The following is a 19,022-nucleotide window of genomic DNA, read 5'->3' as shown; positions in this document are numbered from 1 at the left end:
CAGTCGCTGGCTGGTGCGGGATTAAGGGCGATTATTCCAGAAAAACGCGCCGGGCAAGAGCTGGCCGCAATGACTACTGCGCCGGGTCAAGCGCGTGTGACTTGCGTACGCCGCGCCGCACGAATGCCTTGCGGCCTTCTTCCAGAATCCCCATCAGGACAGCGAAGCCCAGCATCAGCAGCCAGAAGCCGGGTGTGAAGGGGGCCGTGGCAAACAGCGCCTGGCCGGCGGGCAGGTAGACAATCGCCAGCAAGAGCAGCAGTTCGAAGGCGATGCCGGCCAGCAGCAGCGGGTTGCTGGCCAGGCCGAACTGCCAGGCCGCGCGCTGCGGGTGGCGGCAGACGAAGACATTTACCACCTGCGCGATCACGATGGTGGCGAGGCAGGCCGTGGTGGCCTGCAAATAGAGCGGGTTGAACCGGGCCAGCTCGCTGCCGTACTGCCAGCCGCCCAGTTGCAGCACGGCAAAGAAGACCGTGAGCGATGCGGCGGCTTCCAGCGGTCCCAGCCACAGATAGGCGCGCGCCAGCAGCGGCCACGACAACAGGCGCTCGTCGCGCGCGCGGGGCGGCTGGCGCATCAGCGCGTGCTGCGGTTTTTCCGCACCCAGCGCCAGCGCCGGCAGCATGTCAGTGCCCAGATCAACGGCAAGAATCTGGATGATGGTCAGCGGCAAGGGAATATCCAGCAGCACAAAGCCCAGATAGGGCAGCAACTCGGGGATGTTGGAGGTGAGGATGTAGGTGAGGAATTTGCGGATGTTCTCGAACACCGCGCGCCCTTCCTCGACGGCGTTGACGATGCTGGCAAAATTGTCGTCGAGCAGGATCAGGTCGGCTGCGCCCTTGGCCACATCGGTGCCGCCCAGCCCCATGGCGATTCCGATGTGCGCGGCCTTCAGCGCCGGCGCATCGTTGACACCGTCCCCGGTGACGGCCACGATTTCGCCCTTGCGCTTGAGCGCCTCGACCACCAGCATCTTCTGTTCGGCGCTGATGCGGGCAAACACGATTTCCGGCGCCTCAAGGGCAATCTGCAGCTGTGCCGGCGTCATCAGCCGCAGTGCATCGCCCAGCATCACCACGGGGGTATCGCCACGGACCAGGCCGATTTCCCGGGCAATCGCCGTGGCCGTGTGCGGATGGTCGCCGGTGACCATGATGACCTTGATGCCGGCGCTATGGCAGCGCGCAATCGCGGCTGGCACTTCCGGGCGCGGCGGGTCATGCAGGCCGATCAGGCCGGAAAACACCAGCTCTTCCTCGGCGCGATCAGCCTCATCATTCAAGCGCCGCCAGGCAAGGGCCAGTACCCGCAAGCCCTGTGCGGCCATGGCTTCCTGTGCCGCGATGATCCGCTGGCGTGCGGCATCATCCAGCGGCTGCGTGCCCGCGGCGGTGTCGTGGGCGCTGCAGAGCGCCAGCACGCTTTCCGGCGCGCCCTTGCAGTACAGCCAGTCGGCTGCGTCATGCCGCAGGATCACCGACATGCGGCGGCGCTCGCCGGTAAACGGGATTTCATCGCGCACTTCGGCCGATGGGACGGGCGCGCTGGTGGCAAATTCGACCAGCGCGATTTCCATCGGGTCGCCCAGCCAGCGCGGCTGGCCTTCCTGCACGACGAGCTTGAGCTGATGGCAGTAGTGCGCGTTGGTCGCGAGCCGGACAAGGCCGCTGGCTGTCGCGCCATCCGTTGTCAGCAGGTGGCCACCGGCGTAGAGCTGGCGCACCTGCATGCGGTTCTGCGTCAGCGTGCCGGTCTTGTCACTGCAGATGACGGTGGTCGAGCCCAGCGTTTCCACCGCCGGGAGGTGGCGCACCAGCGCATTGCGTCTGGCCATGCGCTGCGTCGCCATCGCCAGCGATAGCGTCACGGTGGGCAGCAAACCTTCGGGAACGTTCGCCACGATGATGCCGATGGCGAACATCAGATTGGTCCAGAACGGCAGCCCCATCAGTGTGCCGATGCCGAAAAAGACCACGCCCAGCGTCAGCGCAAACAGCGCAACCAGTTTCGAGAGGCGCCGGATTTCACGCTGCAGTGGCGAGCTGGTTTCCCCGGCGGTCTGGGTCAGGTGGGCGATGCGGCCGAATTCGGTGCGCATCCCGGTGGCAAACACGATGGCGCGGCACTGGCCGGCAACGAGCGAGGTGCCGGCAAACAGCAGGTTGCTCGCGTCCAGTACATGGCCGGGCTGGTCGCTGCCGGTGCTGCGGCCCTGCGCCTCGGCTTCGCCGGTGAGGGTGGACAGATTCACGCGCACGGCGCTGGCTTCGATCAGCCGGCAGTCGGCCGGCACCTGGTCGCCTTCTTCCAGCTCGATCAGATCGCCCGGTACCAGCGCCGCGGCCGGCAGCGTCAGCCGTACGCCGTCGCGGAACACCTTGACCTGCAGCGGCAGCAGCTCGCGCAGTGCGGCCAGTGCCTGCTCGGCGCGATATTCCTGCCAGAAGGAAAAGATGCCATTGATGATGATGACCAGCACGATGGCAAGCCCGAGCTGCCACATGCCTTCACCGGGCGCACGCCATTCGGCGAAAAAGGCCAGGGCGGCTGCCAGCCAGAGGATCAGCGCAAAGAAATGGCTGAATTCCTGCGCCAGCCGTCGCCACAGCGGCACGCCGGCGACCTCCTCGACGCGGTTCGGGCCGTATTCAGTGAGGCGCAGCCGGGCGGTGGCGCTATCGAGGCCGTCGGCCGAACTGCCAAGGCTGGCCAGCGCTTCGGCATCAGCAAGATGGGTGACATGCATGAGAAGGCTGCCGCAATGTTTCTATCAGCATAGGCAGCCCCTGTCACGGCGGGGTGCTGAAGCCATGTTGGATGGGGTGAATGGTATTGCTAGTGGGTATATGCCCACAGCCATTCAGGGTAAATGGCTATGGGTATATACCGTGTTGCCTATATTTGCTCGCCAGAGTGGTGGTGAAGTGGCGTGCCAGCCGCTTCCCGCTACTTTGCCGCAGCTGCCGCAGCGGGGACGCCGGCGCAGGGCTCGTCACGCGGGCTGGCGGCAATCAGGATTTGCCGGTCGACAATACCGGGAGGCTGCGCGTTTTCCAGCCAGGCCATCGTCTCGACCTGCCCGGCTGGCAGCCAGCGTACAGCTCCGATATCGCGGCGGACGTGACCATTGCCGGCAATCAGCACCGCATCGCGGCCGGCATTCTGCAGCGTTTCGGCCATCATCACGTCGCGGGCAATCTGTGCGCGCGCCATGCCGGGCAGCAACGCTTCGGGCAGCTGGTTGCAGTGCCCGAGGCGGACGGCATCGATCTGGCCGGCCAGCACATCGGCTGGCAGCGCATCGAGCTGATAGCGCGCGATGATGCGTTCATCCAGCGCCGCCGCAAAGCCGCCGCGCACGATCTTGCCGGCGTCCGCACGGGAGAGATTGGCGGCCAGCAGCGGCAGCTGGTAACGCTGGGCCAGTTCCAGCAGCGGCAGATAGAGCGGCCAGTCCCAGCGGGCGTTGCCGGCGGCGGTGTCGACAATGCACTGCGCATCGCTGCCGCAGCGGGTTTGTGCGACCGTCAGTTGCGGCTGCTGGGCAAGGTCGAACTGTTCCAGCGCCAGCGCCGGGCGCCAGCCGGCAGCCAGCCGTTTTTCCAGTTCGGCCACGCGCAGGCGGTGCCCTTCGGCGTTATCGTGGACTTCGCCCAGCAGCAGATAGCGTGGCGCGGCGGCGGAGGGCGGTGCCAGCTGGGCGCAGGCGGCGAGCAGGGCGGTGAGGGCAAGCAGGAAGAAGCGGTGCAGCATGATGTATCCGGATGAATGGATGGATTGAATGAGGGTCTGAGCCGTTCTCGGTTCATGTCGACCCGTTTTGCGGGGACCATTTCTGCACGGCAACTCAGGCAAACAGCACCAGCGGGCGTGACGGCTGCTGCGGGTGTGGCATTACCGTGCAGGATAGCTGATAGGTTTGTTCCAGCGCGGCGCCCTGCAGCACGTCGGCAGGCGGCCCGCTGGCGACCAGCCGGCCCTGCGCGAGCAGCGCGATGCGGTGGCACCAGCGCGCCGCCAGATTGACATCGTGCAGCACGACGATCACGCCGGTGTGTTCGCGTTCGGCCAGCAGGCTCGCTACCTGCAGCAGGCTGTGCTGGAAGCGCGGGTCGAGGCTGGCGGTGGGTTCGTCCAGCAGCAGGTAGCGCGCTTCGCCGGGCTGGCGGCCGGCGCGCACCTGCACCAGCACGCGGGCAAACTGCACGCGCTGCTGTTCGCCACCCGACAGCTCCGGATAGGCGCGGGCGGCCAGATGGGCGATGCCGGCATCGTGCAGTGCCTGGCTCACCAGTACGTCCAGCCCGGCGGGGCTGAGTTCGGGGAAGGGGTAGGCACCCATTGCCACCACGTCGCGCACCGGCAGGGCAAAGGCTAGCGTGGCCTGCTGCGGCAGCACGGCGCGCTGGCGTGCCCGTGCCATCTGGTCGAGACGGGCGAGCGCTACGCCATTGAGGGCGATCTCGCCGCTGGCCGGTATTTCGTCACCGGCGAGCAGTGCCAGCAGCGTCGATTTGCCGGCGCCGTTGGCGCCGAGAATGCCAAGCACTTCGCCAGGAAAAACCGCGCAGTCGATGCCGTCGAGAATGGCCTTGCCGCGCCGGTGGAAGGCCAGCGCCCGGCCCGTGAGCGCAGCGCTGGCCGGTGGAGTGGACGGAGTGTTCATGCGGCACGTCCTTTCAGCAGCAGGTAGAGGAAAAACGGCCCGCCGATCAGGCTGGTGACGATACCGATCGGCAGCTCGGCCGGAACGACGGCAATGCGCGCCAGCCAGTCGGCAGCGACCAGCCCGCAGGCGCCGCCCAGCATCGCCGCGGGCAGCAGCAGGCGATGGTCGGCCCCCAGCAGCAGGCGCATCAGGTGCGGCACGACCAGTCCGACAAAGCCGATCCCGCCGGTGGCGGCGACCAGTGGCCCGATCAGCAGTGCCATCAGCAGGATCAGCGTGCGGCGCAATGCCTTGATCGGAAAGCCGAGATGGCAGGCTTCGCGCTCGCCCAGCAGCAGGGCATTGAGTGCGCGCCAGTAGCGCAGTGCCAGCAGCGACAGCAGCAGGAGCCAGGGTGCGAGAAGCGAAAGCTGCGGCCAGCTCGCGCCAGCCAGCGAGCCCATCCCCCAGAAGGTCAGGCTGCGCAGCTGCTGGTCATCGGCCAGATAGGTAAAGAGCCCGATCAGGCTGCCGCAGATGGCGTTGATCGCCACCCCGGCCAGCAGCAGTCCGGCCATGCCGGGGTAGCGCCGGCCCAGATGATAGGCGCAGGCGGTTGCCGCCAGGCTGCCGGCAAAAGCGGCCGGCCCCAGCACCAGCAGGCTGCCGCTGCCCAGCACGATGGCAGCCACGGCGCCCAGCGCGCCGCCGGCAGAGATGCCGATCAGGCCGGGTTCGGCCAGCGGGTTGCGAAAGAGCGCCTGCGCCATCGCGCCGCTGAGCGCCAGCACGGCGCCGGCCAGTGCGCCGAACAGCACGCGCGGCAGGCGCACGTCGAACAGGATGTCACGCCAGAGCTGCATTTCCGGATCATTTGCAGGTATGTCGCCAAAGCCTATGCGAATAATGGCTTGCAGCGGTATACCTAGCGCACCGATGCTGAGCGACAGCAGTGCCAGCAGCATCAGCAGCGCCGCCAGCAGGCCGAGCATTCCGGCCGGGCTGCGCCATGGGCGGGAGGGGGCGATGGCGAGGGTGGCGGTGTTCATGGCGCCTTGCCTGCCGCAGCCTGCTGCAATTGCTGTAACGCCTCGGGCAGTCGCGGGCCAAAGCCGAGCAGCAGCAGGTCATCGAGCACCACGACACGCCGCTGGCGGGCGGCGGGGGTCTGGGCAATGCCCGGCATGGCCAGCAGCTTGTCGATGCCGCCGACGGCCTGCAGCGACATGGTCGAGGTGACGATCAGCTCGGGGCGCAGTGCGGCGATACCCTCCTGGGCCAGCGGTTTGTAGCCTTTTTGTCCGGCGAGCACATTCTGCAGCCCGGCGAGCTGCAGCGTGCTGTGCGCCGCCGTGTCGCGGCCGGCGCCTTCCGGGCGGTCGCTGCGGCTGATCAGCAGCAGGGTTCGCAGCCTGCTGGCGGGAAGCCGTTGCTGTGCGGCGACTTCGCGCTGCAGGCGGGTAACCAGCTCCCGCCCGTCGTTGCGCAGCTGCAGTGCGCCGGCAATGCCGTAAATGCGCTGCTCCAGTGCCGCCAGCGTGGGGGCGGCCGGCAGCACGATGACGCGTTTGCCGAGCCGGCGCAGCTGTTCGATGGCGGCGGGCGGGCCAGCCTGGTCACTGGCGAGAATCAGGTCGGGCTTCAGCGCCAGTACGCCTTCGAGCGAGAACGCGCGGTAATAGCCGACCTTGGGCAGGGCTTTGGCGGCAGCCGGGTAGATGCTCGACTGGTCAACGCCGACCACGCGATCGCCCGCGCCCAGCGTGAAGGCGATTTCGGTCAGCGACCCGCCCAGAATGACAACGCGCTGTGGTGCTTCGGCGAGTGCCTGACCGGCCAGCAGCAGCAAGGGCAGGAAAATCAGACGAAGAAGGGATTTCATGCGGACTGTCCCGCCAGCGGCGTGCTGCACAGGCTCTCCAGCAGCGCCCGCCAGGCGCGGTCTTCCGGGATGCCGGGCTTGCGCACGCCGAAGAACTGCACGATCAGCTCGCCGGTTTCCGAGTACAGCTCGAGCGAGGTGACCCAGCCATCGCTGGTCGGCTTGTTCACCACCCAGCTGCTGGCAACGGCGGTCGTGTTCAGGTGCAGGTTGAAATCCGGGTCGAGCACATTGAACCAAGGGCCGGTTCGCATGAGCTTCCTGACCGGGCCGGAGTGAATCTGCACCATGCCGCGGCTGCCGACGAAGCACATGATGGGCAGCTCCTGAGCCGCAGCGGAGTTCAGCATGGTCTGCACCGCATCGCTGGCGACCTGCTGTGCCAGATCGGGGCCGACCGCCTCGAGCGCGCCCAGGCGCTGGATGTCGAATTTGCGCAGCATGGGGAAAAAGCCGTGCGTGTCGGTGAGTGCCAGCCATGCGGAGCGCAAAGCTGCCGGTGCAGCGGCGTGGCGGGCGGCACTTTCCGGCGGATAGGGCACGACCGCCGGCAGTGTCGTTTCCGCTGCCTTATGGGTCTCAAGGTATCTGTCCCAGTAGTCCGTATTGCTTTGGCTGGTGAGATATACCTTGTGGACAGCTTCGCCGTCGGCGGCAAAGAACTGGATGCTGCGGCGTACGTCCTTGCCGCTGTCGCCGCCTCCTTCGGTCACGGCGTAGGCGAACTGCCAGTAATTGAAGAACATGCGCAGGTCGATGTCGCTGCCCAGCACAAGGCCGATGGCTTTCTCGGCTTCGACCTTTTCGTACTCGCCGTGGCGCTCATGTACGCACCAGTCGTTGCGGGTGAGCACCATCACGCGGCCGAAGCCGGGCAGGTCACGGAACAGTTCCTGCGGCGTGCCGGCCAGTGCGACGCTGTCAACGCCACAGCCGGCGGCCACGAGTTCGGCTTCGCTGGCGTTCAGGCGACGGGCAATGTCGCGCAGGCGCAGTTTCGGTTCCTGTTCGCATAGGGCGGCATGGCTGGCGCGCAGTGTGCTGCGCAGCTCGGCGGTATTGATGGCATTCATGATGTTTCCTTGCGGCTGGCGGGCTGCGGTAGGCAGCCTCCTGGTTGGTCTTTCCCGGTCTGGCCTGACCGGGAAAGGAAGAAGGGCAGGACGTTCTTGCCCTGCCGGCTGACCAGCGCCCGCCGGCGGGCGGGCGCGGCGGTTTAGAACTTCCAGTTCACATTGGCGCGCAGGCTGGTTCCCGGCTGGCTGTAGCGGTCGACAACGCTGCTGGTGGCGGGGACGCCGACCACGTCGCTGGCGAGCCAGTATTTCTTGTTGCCGAGGTTGAAGAGGCCGGCATTCAGGCGGACATCCTTCACCGGCTCCCACCAGGCGGTGAGATCCAGCACGCCGTAGCCCGGCGCCTTGAAGTAGCTTTCATCCGAAACACGGTGGTGGCTGTCGGCTGCGCTGAGCGTCAGGGTACTGCCCCAGTTGCTCTGGCTGTATTCCAGACCCAGTGCGCCCTTGAGCGGCGCTACGCTGTCGAGCCACTGGCCAGTGCTTTCGTTTTTACCGACGGCGTAGGCCACGCTGGCCCAGCTGCGCCAGCCCGGGCTGAACTCCCAGTGCGCGCGTGCTTCCGAGCCGTAGATGCGAACCCGCGCCTGGTTCTGCGACTGGTAGAGCAGCGCCGTACCGGGTACGCATAGCGGGCTGCCGGGGCAATTGATCGAAACCTGCTCGATGAAATCCTTGTAGCGGTTGTCGAACACCGTCACGCTGCCGCCGGCAAGCCGGTTGCCAAAGCGTGCGCCAAGCTCGTAGCCGCGGCTGGTTTCGGGCTTGAGATCCGGGTTGGCGACGGCACCGTAACCCATGGCGTAGTTGATGTAGCTGCCGTTGAGTTCCATGGCATTGGGCGCGCGGAAACCGTGGCTGTACTGCGCGAAGAGCGTCAGTGCCTCGCTGGCCTGCCAGCTGGCCATCAGCTTGGGCGAGAGCTTGCCGTCCGAGAGGCCGACGGCGCTGCCGCCCTGCTTGTCGAAGGCTGCGTCGGTTTGCGGATCAAGCTCGTAGCGGTCGTAGCGCAGGCCCGGCGTCAGCGTGAAGCCGCTGTTGCCGAAGCGCATTTCATCCTGGGCGAAGAAGCCCCATTGCGTGGTGCTGGTCTTGGGTACGTCACGCACGTCAAGCGCCGCGCTCGCCGGCGTTCCGGTGCGGAACTGGGTGAGGTCCGAGCGCAGGATTTCGGTGCCGATCAGCAGCGCATGGCTGAGCGTGCCGCTTTGCAGCGTCTTGCCTGCCTGGGCGGAGAAGCCGAGCTGGTCCTGGCTGTACTCGGAGGTACGGCTCCAGTTTGCTGCCGTGGTGCGGGTCTGCAGCGTTTTCTGCACCGTGTCTTCCTGCTGCGCATACACGCGCACGCTGGCGCTGTCGATCAGGATTCCGGCACCGGGGGCGGCGAAATCGTATTCGCCGGAAATGCGCCAGCGTTCGGTCTGGTCTTCGGCGCGGCTGGCGCGAACCGAGGGCGTCATCGGGTTGCCGAGGTCGGTGTAGAGGGTGGAGTCGGTGTCACGCCGGAAAAAGTCGGCGGTCACCCCGAGGGTATGTCCGCCATCAAGCAGTGTGCGCACCTTCGCCAGTGCACTGGTGGTTTTGTAGTCCTGCGGATTGGGCGTGGTGCGGGCGGACGATTTGCTGTCGTTGGTGCCCATATTGTCCAGCTCGTGGCCACTGCGGATGCCGGCCTGCAGTAGCCAGAAATTGTGATCGCCCGCCATTCCGGCGACGGTCGCGCGCGTGCCGGCGCTGTCGTCGCTGCTGTCGATATCGGCGCTGACCTGGCCGGCAAAATTGCCGCGGCCACGCAGCAACTCGACGGGTTCGAGTGTGCGCAGGCCGACCACGCCGCCGAGTGCATCCGAGCCGTACAGCGTGGATGCCGGGCCGCGGACGATTTCAATCGCGCTCAGCGTGTCGAAGTCGACCAGATCGCGACCGCTGTTCTGGTAGGGCCCGAAGGCGAAGGCATCGGGCAGACGGATGCCGTCGACCAGCATCAGTACGCGGTTGCCGTCGAGGCCGCGGATGTTCACGCTGGAGAGGCCGTAACGCGGGTGGCGGCTCATGCTCAGATCAGGTTCGGTCTTGGCGAGATCGGTGTAGTCGCGGATGAAGCCCTCGTCGAGTTGTTCGCGACTGACTGCCGATACCGAGGGCGGCAGCGTATCGATCTCCGCCTCGCTGCGTGTCGCGGTGACGACCACGGTGGGCAGAGTCTGGGCCGTGGCCAGTGTCCCGGCTTCATTGGCATAAAGTGTCTGCATCGCGCCAGCGAGCAGGGTGAGGGCTAGGTAGTGGGGGGCAGCTTTCATTCCGGTTCTTCTCTGGCAAAGTGATAGCGGGTGCTGTGCCCGGGCGGGCACATGTTGCGGCTGGCTACCACGCCAAGAAGGCGGGACTGGCTGGCTTGCAGGTTTGTTTTGCGGCTACTTGGTCAGGATGAGCTTGCCCTGACTGGTTTCGCGCAGGATGTAGCGCTCGCCGCGATGCTCAATCACGACCTGGCGCTGGCCGTTGAGCAACTGATGACTATGCAGTGTGGTAAGTGCAGCGGCAGCGGGCAGCGGTATGATCGGCGTCTTGTTCATGGGTCAAGATAATAACGAGAATGATTCTTGATATCAAGATGTGGGAATGAATTGAAAGCAAGATTGCCGATCAGCGGCCCTGTTGCGGATGACCGAATACCGTGATGGTCTTGCCGATGGCATCGGGATCAGCCAGCAGGTTGCAGATGGCCAGCGCCACATCGCTGCGGGCGAGATAAGACGGCGCCCGATCCTGCGGAGGCGGATTGAGTGTGTAGTGACCGCAGCCCGCAGCATTGCTGAGGCCGCCGGGCCGGATGATGGTCCAGGCCAGCCCGCTTTGCCGCAGAGCCTGCTCTGCCTGCGTTTTGGCGGCCAGAGCCTCGCCCCAGTGCCTGTTGTGCTCCCGCGCCCAGCTCAGCGAACTGCTCGCCACAGCCATAGGAAGTAACCAGCAGCAGCCGTTTGCAATCCGGCAGAGCCTGCATGGCCGCGATGACATGGCCGTTGCCGGTGGCATCGACGCGGCGCCCCTGACCATCCTTGCCGCCCAGCAGGCTGACCACCGTGCCGGGACGGGCATTGCCGATGGCCGCGCGGCAGTCTGCCGCGTGCAGTGCGTCGCCGCGCAGGATCACTACTCCCGCCCTTGCCAGTTCGCTCGAATCACGCTCCGGGTGCAGCATGGCGGCGACAGTCAGCCCGCGTGCGCGGGCGTGCTGCACCAGCCAGCGGCCGGTCTGGCCACTGGCGCCGAAGATCAGCAGATCGCACGCCGGTTTCATGCGCACACTTTGCAGCGATGGGCTTCGGCAAAATCCAGCAGAGCCTGGTGCTGCTGTTCCAGCAATTCACCCGTTTCGCCCCGTCCCACGAAAATCTTGAACATGGCCTGGCCAGCTGTATTGCAGAACAGCAGGCTGACGGTGGGTTTGCCCATGAAGGGGCGCTCGACCAGATAGATGGCCGCGCAGTGCTGGTAGCGCAGATGACCATGCAGGCCGCTGGCATTTTCCAGGTTGTAGAAGCCATGACCGAGCGATCCGGGTGGCAGCGGGCCGGTGAACTCCAGAATGGCATCGTCGCTGTGTACCAGCAGTGTTACCGGCGTCTGCCAGCCATGGATTTCCTGCAGCAGCGGCACAAAGCTGGTGCCGGGCAAGCGCTGCCACATTCCAGCGGGCAGGCATTCGATTACTTCCATGATGCTGCAGCCGTGCGTCGCGGCCAGCTGTTCGAGAATGATGCCGGGGTTGTTCGCCAGGCGAGTCGTGAGTTGCTGGCGTGCGCTTTCGTCCAGCCGGCTGACTGTAGTGGGAGATGTCATTGTGATGCTCCTGCGGAGGTGGGGGTGGTAGTGGCGGATGTCGCGAGCATGACCAGCTCACGGGTAATGGTCGGGCCCCAGAAGCGGCCGGCGGTGGTCAGGCTGGCCTTGCCGTTTGCAAGGCGCAGCAGCGATTGCTCTTGCCACTCTGCGAGGCGGGCAAGAAGCCCGGGCTGATTGGCCAGCAGATTGGTGTCCAGCTCGCCTTGATCCAGCGCTCCCTGCAGCTGGCCGATCAGGGCATGCTGCGGGCTTTGCAGCGCCATGTGTGAAAGCGGTTTTTCTGTAGCCGGTGTGGCGAGGTAAGTGGCCAGATCGCTCTGCACCTGATAGCTGACCCCGCCCAGCTTGCCGCCTGCACCCGCGCCGAATGCCAGGCAGTCGCGGCCGGCCTTGATCAGCGCGTTGTAACGGTTCTGCTCCCTGCAGCCGCTGGCGAAGTGGCTGTTGCTGAGCTGCTGCCAGCCTGCGTCGCGCAGGGTATTGACGGCCAGCGCATAGTGCAGCGCCTGTTCCGGCAGGCCCGGCAGCGGGTCGAGTGCTTTTTTCTCGATCATGCGCAGCATGGGCAGCCCCGGATAGGCATTGAAGGCGTAGAGGTCCAGCCCGTCCATGCCCAGTGTTGTGGCGATGGCCAGATCGTCGAGCAGGCTAAATTCATCCTGGCCCGGCAAGCCGAACATCAGGTCAACGACCAGCGTGGCGTCGGTTTGCCCGCGCAAGCTGCGCAAGTAGCCCGCAACCTGTTCACCATCGTGCTTGCGGCCAAGCCGGCGGCGCAAGGCCGTGGCAAAGGTCTGCACGCCAAAGGAAAAACGGGTCGCACCGGCCTCTGTGCAGGCCGCTACCAGCTCGGCCGAGCGGGCATCCAGCCGGCCCTCGATGGTGATCTCGCACTGTTCCGCCAGTGGCAGATAGCGGCGCGTGGCAGCAATCAGCTTCGCCAGATCGGCAGGCGGCAGCAGGGTTGGCGTGCCGCCGCCGAAATACACCGCGTCAATCCGGCCGCCAGCCGGACGCGACACGGCCTCATGCGCCAGTTCGGCAATCAGGCGCTCGACAAACAGGCTGGCTTGGCTTTCCAGCCAGCCATTGCGGTAAAAACCGCAGAACACGCAATGGTTCGCGCAGAAGGGGATGTGGATATACGCGAGGCTGCCCGCTGCGGGGAGAACGGATTGCCGCGACTGCCAGGTGGCCGGCCAGTCTGCTGCGGCAATCGGCTGCGCCCCCCACATCGGCATCAGCGCCTGCCGCCGGGCAAAGGCGCCGGCCTGCACGTCTTCCGGCGGAAGTGGCAGCCGGTGGCGCGTCAGGTTTGAACCCATGGTAATGTCCTTTTAGATAATGATAAACATTAACATTTAAAAAAGGGGCAGGGAGTTGTGCAAAATCAAACCGCCGGCCGGCAGGGGGGAAGTCATCCTGCGCTACACTGGCTGCTTTGCCGTGTGGAGCCTCCATGACCAACGATCTGCACCTGACCGAGCATCCCGTCGATTCCTCCCGCGTATTCGATGGTAATCTGCTGCACATCAACCGCGACACCGTACGCCTGCCCGATGACTCGCTCGCCACGCGCGAATACGTCGTCCATCCCGGCGCGGTGATGATCCTGCCCGTGCTGCCTGACGGCCGCATTCTGATGGAGCGGCAATACCGCTACCCGCTGCACCGCGTGTTCATCGAATTCCCCGCCGGAAAACTGGACGATAACGAAGGCCCGCTGGCCTGTGGCCAGCGCGAGCTGCTGGAAGAAACCGGCTACACCGCTGAATCGTGGGACTGCCTGGGCGTGATCCACCCGCTGATCAGCTACGCCAACGAAGAAATCCACGTATTCCTCGCGCAGGGGCTGCAGGCGGGCGAGGCGCAGCTTGACGCGGGCGAGTTTGTCGAATGCATTGCCATGACGCTGGCCGAGCTGACTGCCGCCGTGCTCGATGGCCGCATTACCGATGGCAAGACCATCAGCGGGATTTTCTGGCTGCAGCAGAAGCAGGCGGCTATAGCCTGAGCAGGCTGGGCCGCTTGTGAGACTCCACGCGTTTTTTGGTTACGACTATCGCAGGAGCTTGTTGAAGGCCGGGAATCGCCCTCCGGCAAGGAGGCCGCTTGGTCTACAATGCTGCTTTTCCTGTCCGGCCAGACCTGAGTGAGCGACTCCCCGCATTCCATCCTGCAGCACGTCTTTGGCTACCACGCCTTCCGTGGCGAGCAGGAAGCCATCGTCCGTCATGTAGCAGAGGGGGGCGACGCGCTGGTGTTGATGCCCACCGGTGGCGGCAAGTCGCTGTGCTTCCAGGTGCCGGCGCTGCTGCGCCCTGGTTGCGGCGTGGTAGTGTCGCCGCTGATTGCGCTGATGCAGGACCAGGTGGAAACGCTGCGCGAGCTGGGCGTCGAAGCCGCCTTTCTCAATTCGACGCTCGATGCCGACGCCGCGCGGCAGGTCATCCGCGATTTCGTTTCCGGCAATTTGAAGCTGCTGTATGTCGCGCCGGAGCGCCTCGTCACCCCGCGCTTTCTGGAAATCCTGCGCGATGCACCGGTGAACCTGTTTGCCATCGACGAGGCGCATTGCGTGTCGCAATGGGGGCACGATTTCCGCCCCGAATACATGGGCCTGTCCGTACTGGCCGACGAATTTCCGCGCATTCCGCGCATTGCGCTCACCGCCACGGCCGATCACGCGACGCGTGAGGAAATGCTCGACAAGCTGCGCCTGCGCTCGGCGCGGCAGTTTGTCACCAGTTTCGACCGGCCGAACCTGCGCTACACCATCGTCGAAAAGCAGAAATCGAAAGAGCAGCTGCTGAGCTTCCTGCGCCGCGAGCACGAGGGCGAATCGGGGATTGTGTACTGCCTGTCGCGAAAGCGTGTCGAGGATACGGCGGCATGGCTCAGGACGCAGGAAATCCGCGCCTTTCCCTACCATGCCGGGCTTGATGCCAGTACACGCGCCAAGCACCAGCAGATCTTCCTGCGCGAAGAGGGCGTGGTGATGGTGGCGACGATCGCGTTTGGCATGGGCATCGACAAACCCGATGTGCGCTTTGTCGCGCATCTGGACCTGCCCAAATCCATCGAGGGCTATTACCAGGAAATCGGCCGCGCCGGCCGCGATGGCCTGCCGGCGAATGCCTGGCTGGCCTATGGCCTGAACGACGTGATTCTGCTCGCCGACATGATCGCGCAGGGCGGCTCAAGCGAAGAGCAGAAAATCGTCGAGAAGCGCAAGCTCGACGCCATGCTGGGCCTGTGCGAGGCGACGGCCTGCCGGCGCCAGACGCTGCTCGCCTACTTTGGCGAGAGTGCTCAGCCCTGTGGTAATTGCGACAATTGCCTGAATCCGCCCAAGCTGATCGACATGAGTGATGCGGCGAAAATGGCGCTGTCGTGTGTTTATCGAACGGGCAACCGTTTCGGCGTCGGGCACCTGATCGACGTGCTGCGTGGCAAGAAAACCGACAAGGTGGCCGAGTTGTTCCATGATCGCGTTTCGACGTTCGGGATTGGTGCCAAGGTGCATGAGGCTGACTGGCGTGCCGTGTACCGCCAGCTGCTGGCCTGTGGTGCCTTGCAACTGAAGCCCGGTGGCATGGGCGGGCTGGAGCTGACCGATGCTGCCCGCGCCATTCTGCGCGGCGAGCAGGCGGTTTACCTGCGCGAGCGCACGCAGAAGTTCAGCTACAAGGACAGGGACGCCGAATTTGATTCAGTGGCGGATCGCGAGCTGTGGCAGGCGCTGCGCAAACTGAGAAAGCAGCTTGCCGACGAACAGGATGTGCCGGCCTATGTGATTTTCAGTGATGCAACGCTCAAGGAAATGGTGCGAGCGCGCCCGGCGGATCATTATGAGTTTGGCCGCCTGACCGGTGTGGGTGACCGCAAGCTCGACAAGTACGGCGATGCCTTCCTGGCGGTGATCGCCGGCTGATTTCCGCATGCAGGCAGGAAAAGTAAGGTGATTCCCTTATGCCTGATGCTGCTTTTTCCGGGGCTTATGCGTTTATGTTGCACTGTTGCGACGTCAATTTGACGGCGCTCAAGCTGACGCATAAATTGCTTGAAGTCGTTCCGGATTCGGAACCCACAGTGTAACCTGCTGGCGTGTCAAACACGCTTTTGTTATCCGCCTCCTTGTGAGGCGGATTTTTTTTGTGCTGCTTTCGTACTGTTCACTGCCTGCTTCGAGCAGGCTGACCGCCATTAAACGCCAGTCAGCCCGTTCAGAGTTTGCGCTGTATCAGGCAAAGATCGCGCGCACGTCATCCTGTTCGGACAAAACGTACTTTTTCTCGCTGGCAACCAGTTGCTGGCCGTCGAAGCGGTCGATGCGGTAGATCGTGCCGAAAGAGAACGACGGCGCGGCAACACCGGCACCACCGACGACTTCGGCGCCACGGCGCACATTGTCGGCCATCCACGAAGTCAGGCGCAGGTGGTAGGGGTTGCGCTGCACTTCGCCCACATGGCAGGCCAATGCCGCGATCAGGTCGGCGGTATCGACGCTGTTGCTGCCGATCAGCGCGTTCGGCGTCGCCATCGCGCGCCAGAATTCAGATTGCACCACGAGGCAGGCGTGACCAGCCTTCTTCAGCGCATCGAGCACCAGATAGTGCGTGCCGATGTGGGCGGCGTGGCCGTCGTTGTCGTTCGGGCAGACTACGACAGCCGGCTTCAGTTCGTTCAGGATGCCGACAATCACGTCGACCTTGGCAGCCCACGCGGCGGCATCGCCGTCACGGGTCTTGCAGTTCACGCCTTCCAGACCGCCGGGGATGGTTTCGCGCAGGCCCCAGGCCAGGTAGTCACAGGCATTTTTCAGCTCGGCCCAGCGCTCGGCCTTGCGCGGCACGTTCGAACCTTGCGTGACGGCCACATTCACCACGCGGTGACCGGCTTCGCGCTGCAGGCGCAGCGGCAGCGCGCCGATGATGCACTCGTCGTCCGGGTGCGGTGCGAAAATCGCCACGACCGGTGCATCGGCAGCGGCTGTGTCCTTGGCCGGCGTCAGCGTGGAGAGGTCGGCGAACAGCGGTGCATCGGTTTTCTGCAGCAATGCAGCGTGGGTTTCTACAAGGGCGAGGTAAGGGTTGGTCATGCGGGTCTCCGTATTCGGTCGCGTAATGCGTGTTCAGACAAACATCAGGGAGTATAGCAGGACGCTGTCAAACGGCCTGCGCCACGTTTTCTCCGGTGTCGCCGGGGAAAAACGGATTGCGGCTTGCTCTATGTTCCGGACTGGCGCATCTTCCCGCAGCCCCGTACTCCGCGCCCTGCGCCAGATCAGCTTTCAGGCTGGGCGCTGCCCGGCGCATAATGCGTTTTTTCCGCTATTGCCGGCCCTTCCGCATGCATTATTTCCGTTCTTCCTTTCTCGTGACCCTGATCGGGCTGGCGCTGGCCGCCTGGATCGGTGGCTGGGTCGGTGTCTGGGCCGCATTCAATCTGGCGCTGCTGGAAACGAGCCTGTCGTTTGACAATGCCGTGGTCAATGCCTCGGTGCTGAAGCACTGGGACGAAAAATGGCGGCGGCGTTTTCTGGTCTGGGGCATGCTGATTGCCGTGTTCGGCATGCGCATGCTGTTCCCGCTGCTCATCGTGGCGGTGATTGCCGGCATGGCGCCGATGCCGGGGCCGATGGCGCTGTGGCACTGGCTTGCCAATGGCAGCTGGGCCAGTCATGACGTGCTGTCGCTGGCCATTCTCAACCCGGCCAGCTATTCGCACATCCTGCAATCAGCGCATACCGAGGTGACCGCCTTCGGCGGCACCTTCCTGCTGATGGTGTTCTGGAATTTCTTCATCGATGCCAACAAGGACGAGCACTGGTTTGCGCCACTTGAGCAGCTGCTGTCCCGGCTCGGGCGCATGCAGATGGCCGCCTTGCTGCTGACCCTGCTGGTGCTGCTGGTGCTGGCCTCGCTGCTTGATCCTGATGAAGGTTACCGCTTCCTCACCGCCGGCCTGTGGGGTGTGGTGGTCTATACGGTCGTCAACAGCCTGGGCTCGCTGATGGGCGACGATCAGGCGGCCGCCAAAACCGGCTGGAGCGGTTTCATCTATCTGGAGCTGCTCGACGCATCCTTTTCCTTCGATGGCGTGCTGGGCGCGTTTGCGCTGACGAGCAATATCTTCCTGATCGCGATTGGTCTGGGCATCGGCGCGATGTTCGTGCGCTCCTTCACTTTGCTGCTGGTCTACAAGGGTACGCTCAGCACCTTCCGCTATCTGGAACATGGTGCCTTCTGGGCGATCGGTGCGCTGGCAACGGTGATGCTGCTGGCCACGCACATGCATATCCATGAAGCGGTGACCGGCGGCATGGCGGCCTTCCTGATCGTGCTGGCCGGAGTGCATTCCTGGCTGGTGCGGCCGCAGAAGAAACTCGACCGCCAGCGCGAAGATCGCTGAGCCGCGCTGCGAAATGACAAGGGCCAGTGCAATGCACTGGCCCTTGTTGTAGGTATCAGGCGGTAGCCCTTTTATCAGAAAGGCTGCCTGCGCATGGGGTTGGCGGTATATGCCGCCTTATGCGTCGCGCCTCATTCCTTTTCCGGAATCGGCTCACCGCGAGTCTTGTGCAGCGAATACAGCACGCCGGCCAGCAGCAGGCCGAAGGTCACCGTCAGCGAGATCAGCGATGGAATCTTGACGCCGATGTAGACGAGGCCGATCTTCACGCCGATGAACACCAGCACGATCGCCAAGGCGTATTTCAGGTAGTGGAAACGGTGCACCATGGCGGCGAGTGCGAAATACAGCGCGCGCAGGCCCAGAATCGCGAAGATGTTCGAGGTGTAGACGATGAACGGGTCCTGCGTGATCGCGAAAATCGCCGGAATCGAATCCACCGCAAACACCAGATCAGCACCCTCGACCATCAGCAGTGCCAGGAACAGCGGCGTGGCCACGCGGCCGGCTTTCTCGCCGATGCTGCTGCCTTCGACAAAGAACTGGTTGCCGTGCAGTTTCGGCGTCATGCGCAGATGGCCTTTCAGCCACTGGTAGAGTTTCATGTCCTCGACACTGGGCTCTTCATCCTTGGCGACCAGCATCTTGATGCCGGTAAACACCAGGAAGGCGCCGAAAATCAGCAGAATCCAGCTGAACTGGTGCACCAGCGTCGCGCCTAGGCCGATCATGATGGCACGCATCACGATGGCGCCCAGAATACCCCAGAACAGCACGCGGTGCTGGTACTGGCGCGGGATGGCCAGTGCGGTGAAAATCAGCGAAATGACGAAGACGTTATCCATCGACAGCGATTTCTCGACCAGAAAACCGGTGTAGTAATCCATGCCGGCGCCGGCGCCCTTGCTCCACCACACATAACCGCCAAAAGCCACGCCGGCGGCGATGTAGAAGGCGGAGAGTTTCAGGCTTTCAGACACGCTGATTTCGTGGCTGTCCTTGTGCAGCACGCCGAGGTCGAATACCAGCAGCGTGATCACTACCACGGCAAACACGATCCATGGCAGATACATTGCAAAATCCATTGGCTCATTTCCTGTATTGTTGTCAGTCTCCGGCCTCCGGGCAGAAGGCCGCCCGCCGGATTCAG

Annotated in this window: 16 protein-coding genes and 1 pseudogene; 3 read left to right on the top strand and 14 right to left on the bottom strand. The window is 64.3% G+C overall.

From position 1 onward, the window contains the following. Positions 1–73 precede the first annotated feature (73 nt). The 12 genes and pseudogenes from H559_RS20665 to hutW form a co-directional block, all read right to left on the bottom strand. Positions 74–2,752 (bottom strand): cation-translocating P-type ATPase, encoded by a 2,679-nt coding sequence (locus tag H559_RS20665; protein ID WP_034641481.1) that lies wholly within the window; start codon positions 2,750–2,752, stop codon positions 74–76. 200 nt (positions 2,753–2,952) lie between these two features. Then, positions 2,953–3,759, bottom strand: coding sequence for a ChaN family lipoprotein (locus H559_RS0114685; RefSeq protein ID WP_034641477.1), 807 nt, complete (start codon positions 3,757–3,759; stop codon positions 2,953–2,955). Between the two features lie 94 nt (positions 3,760–3,853). Next, complete coding sequence (locus H559_RS0114680) at positions 3,854–4,672, bottom strand: heme ABC transporter ATP-binding protein (RefSeq protein WP_081413085.1); 819 nt, start codon at positions 4,670–4,672, stop codon at positions 3,854–3,856. After that, positions 4,669–5,703 (bottom strand): FecCD family ABC transporter permease, encoded by a 1,035-nt coding sequence (locus tag H559_RS0114675; protein ID WP_081413084.1) that lies wholly within the window; start codon positions 5,701–5,703, stop codon positions 4,669–4,671. Before H559_RS0114675 ends, H559_RS0114680 begins: the two co-directional genes overlap by 4 nt. Continuing rightward, positions 5,700–6,536 carry a heme/hemin ABC transporter substrate-binding protein gene (locus tag H559_RS0114670; protein ID WP_028453291.1) on the bottom strand — a complete coding sequence of 279 codons (837 nt, stop codon included), beginning with the start codon at positions 6,534–6,536 and terminating at the stop codon, positions 5,700–5,702. The genes H559_RS0114675 and H559_RS0114670 overlap by 4 nt, the downstream gene beginning before the upstream one ends. Beyond that, positions 6,533–7,609, bottom strand: a complete 1,077-nt coding sequence (locus H559_RS0114665; RefSeq protein WP_028453290.1) for a hemin-degrading factor — start codon at positions 7,607–7,609, stop codon at positions 6,533–6,535. The genes H559_RS0114670 and H559_RS0114665 overlap by 4 nt, the downstream gene beginning before the upstream one ends. A gap of 143 nt (positions 7,610–7,752) precedes the next feature. Next, on the bottom strand, positions 7,753–9,912 hold the full coding sequence (locus tag H559_RS20660; protein ID WP_081413083.1) for a TonB-dependent hemoglobin/transferrin/lactoferrin family receptor: 2,160 nt from the start codon (positions 9,910–9,912) through the stop codon (positions 7,753–7,755). Positions 9,913–10,026: 114 nt separating this feature from the next. Beyond that, entirely contained in the window at positions 10,027–10,188 is a 162-nt protein-coding gene (hemP, locus tag H559_RS22400; protein WP_081413082.1) for a hemin uptake protein HemP, read from the bottom strand. A gap of 70 nt (positions 10,189–10,258) precedes the next feature. Continuing rightward, positions 10,259–10,570 carry an NAD(P)H-binding protein gene (locus H559_RS23450; RefSeq protein WP_373277362.1) on the bottom strand — a complete coding sequence of 104 codons (312 nt, stop codon included), beginning with the start codon at positions 10,568–10,570 and terminating at the stop codon, positions 10,259–10,261. Further along, positions 10,545–10,913 (bottom strand): annotated as a pseudogene (locus H559_RS23445) (NAD(P)H-binding protein); the annotation flags it as partial. The pseudogene H559_RS23445 and the gene H559_RS23450, both read right to left, overlap by 26 nt. Then, the gene (gene hutX / locus H559_RS23355; protein ID WP_308417174.1) at positions 10,910–11,455 is read right to left on the bottom strand and encodes a heme utilization cystosolic carrier protein HutX; all 546 of its coding nucleotides are present in this window, start codon (positions 11,453–11,455) and stop codon (positions 10,910–10,912) included. The gene hutX and the pseudogene H559_RS23445, both read right to left, overlap by 4 nt. Beyond that, entirely contained in the window at positions 11,452–12,783 is a 1,332-nt protein-coding gene (gene hutW / locus H559_RS20645; protein ID WP_051279551.1) for a heme anaerobic degradation radical SAM methyltransferase ChuW/HutW, read from the bottom strand. Before hutW ends, hutX begins: the two co-directional genes overlap by 4 nt. 134 nt (positions 12,784–12,917) lie before the next feature. On the opposite strand from hutW, the gene H559_RS0114640 reads away from it, so the two are divergent. Together H559_RS0114640 and recQ are read left to right on the top strand one after the other, a co-directional pair. Continuing rightward, positions 12,918–13,472, top strand: coding sequence for an NUDIX domain-containing protein (locus H559_RS0114640; protein WP_028453289.1), 555 nt, complete (start codon positions 12,918–12,920; stop codon positions 13,470–13,472). 138 nt (positions 13,473–13,610) lie between these two features. Further along, positions 13,611–15,392: a DNA helicase RecQ gene (recQ, locus tag H559_RS0114635; RefSeq protein WP_028453288.1), complete on the top strand. Its 1,782-nt coding sequence runs from the start codon at positions 13,611–13,613 to the stop codon at positions 15,390–15,392. A gap of 309 nt (positions 15,393–15,701) precedes the next feature. Here recQ and H559_RS0114630 read toward each other — a convergent pair whose 3' ends face one another. After that, positions 15,702–16,559 (bottom strand): PIG-L deacetylase family protein, encoded by an 858-nt coding sequence (locus tag H559_RS0114630; RefSeq protein ID WP_028453287.1) that lies wholly within the window; start codon positions 16,557–16,559, stop codon positions 15,702–15,704. A gap of 251 nt (positions 16,560–16,810) precedes the next feature. Between H559_RS0114630 and H559_RS0114625 the strand changes: the two genes are divergently transcribed. Continuing rightward, positions 16,811–17,872, top strand: a complete 1,062-nt coding sequence (locus H559_RS0114625) for a DUF475 domain-containing protein (protein ID WP_051279603.1) — start codon at positions 16,811–16,813, stop codon at positions 17,870–17,872. Between the two features lie 131 nt (positions 17,873–18,003). Here H559_RS0114625 and H559_RS0114620 read toward each other — a convergent pair whose 3' ends face one another. Next, positions 18,004–18,957 carry a TerC family protein gene (locus H559_RS0114620; protein ID WP_034641474.1) on the bottom strand — a complete coding sequence of 318 codons (954 nt, stop codon included), beginning with the start codon at positions 18,955–18,957 and terminating at the stop codon, positions 18,004–18,006. Positions 18,958–19,022: the final 65 nt, after the last annotated feature.

The sequence above is a fragment of the Chitinilyticum aquatile DSM 21506 genome (assembly GCF_000430805.1).
GTDB lineage: Bacteria > Pseudomonadota > Gammaproteobacteria > Burkholderiales > Chitinibacteraceae > Chitinilyticum > Chitinilyticum aquatile.
The sequence above is the reverse complement of the archived record's forward strand: the minus strand, read 5'-3'. Positions and strand labels throughout refer to the sequence as shown.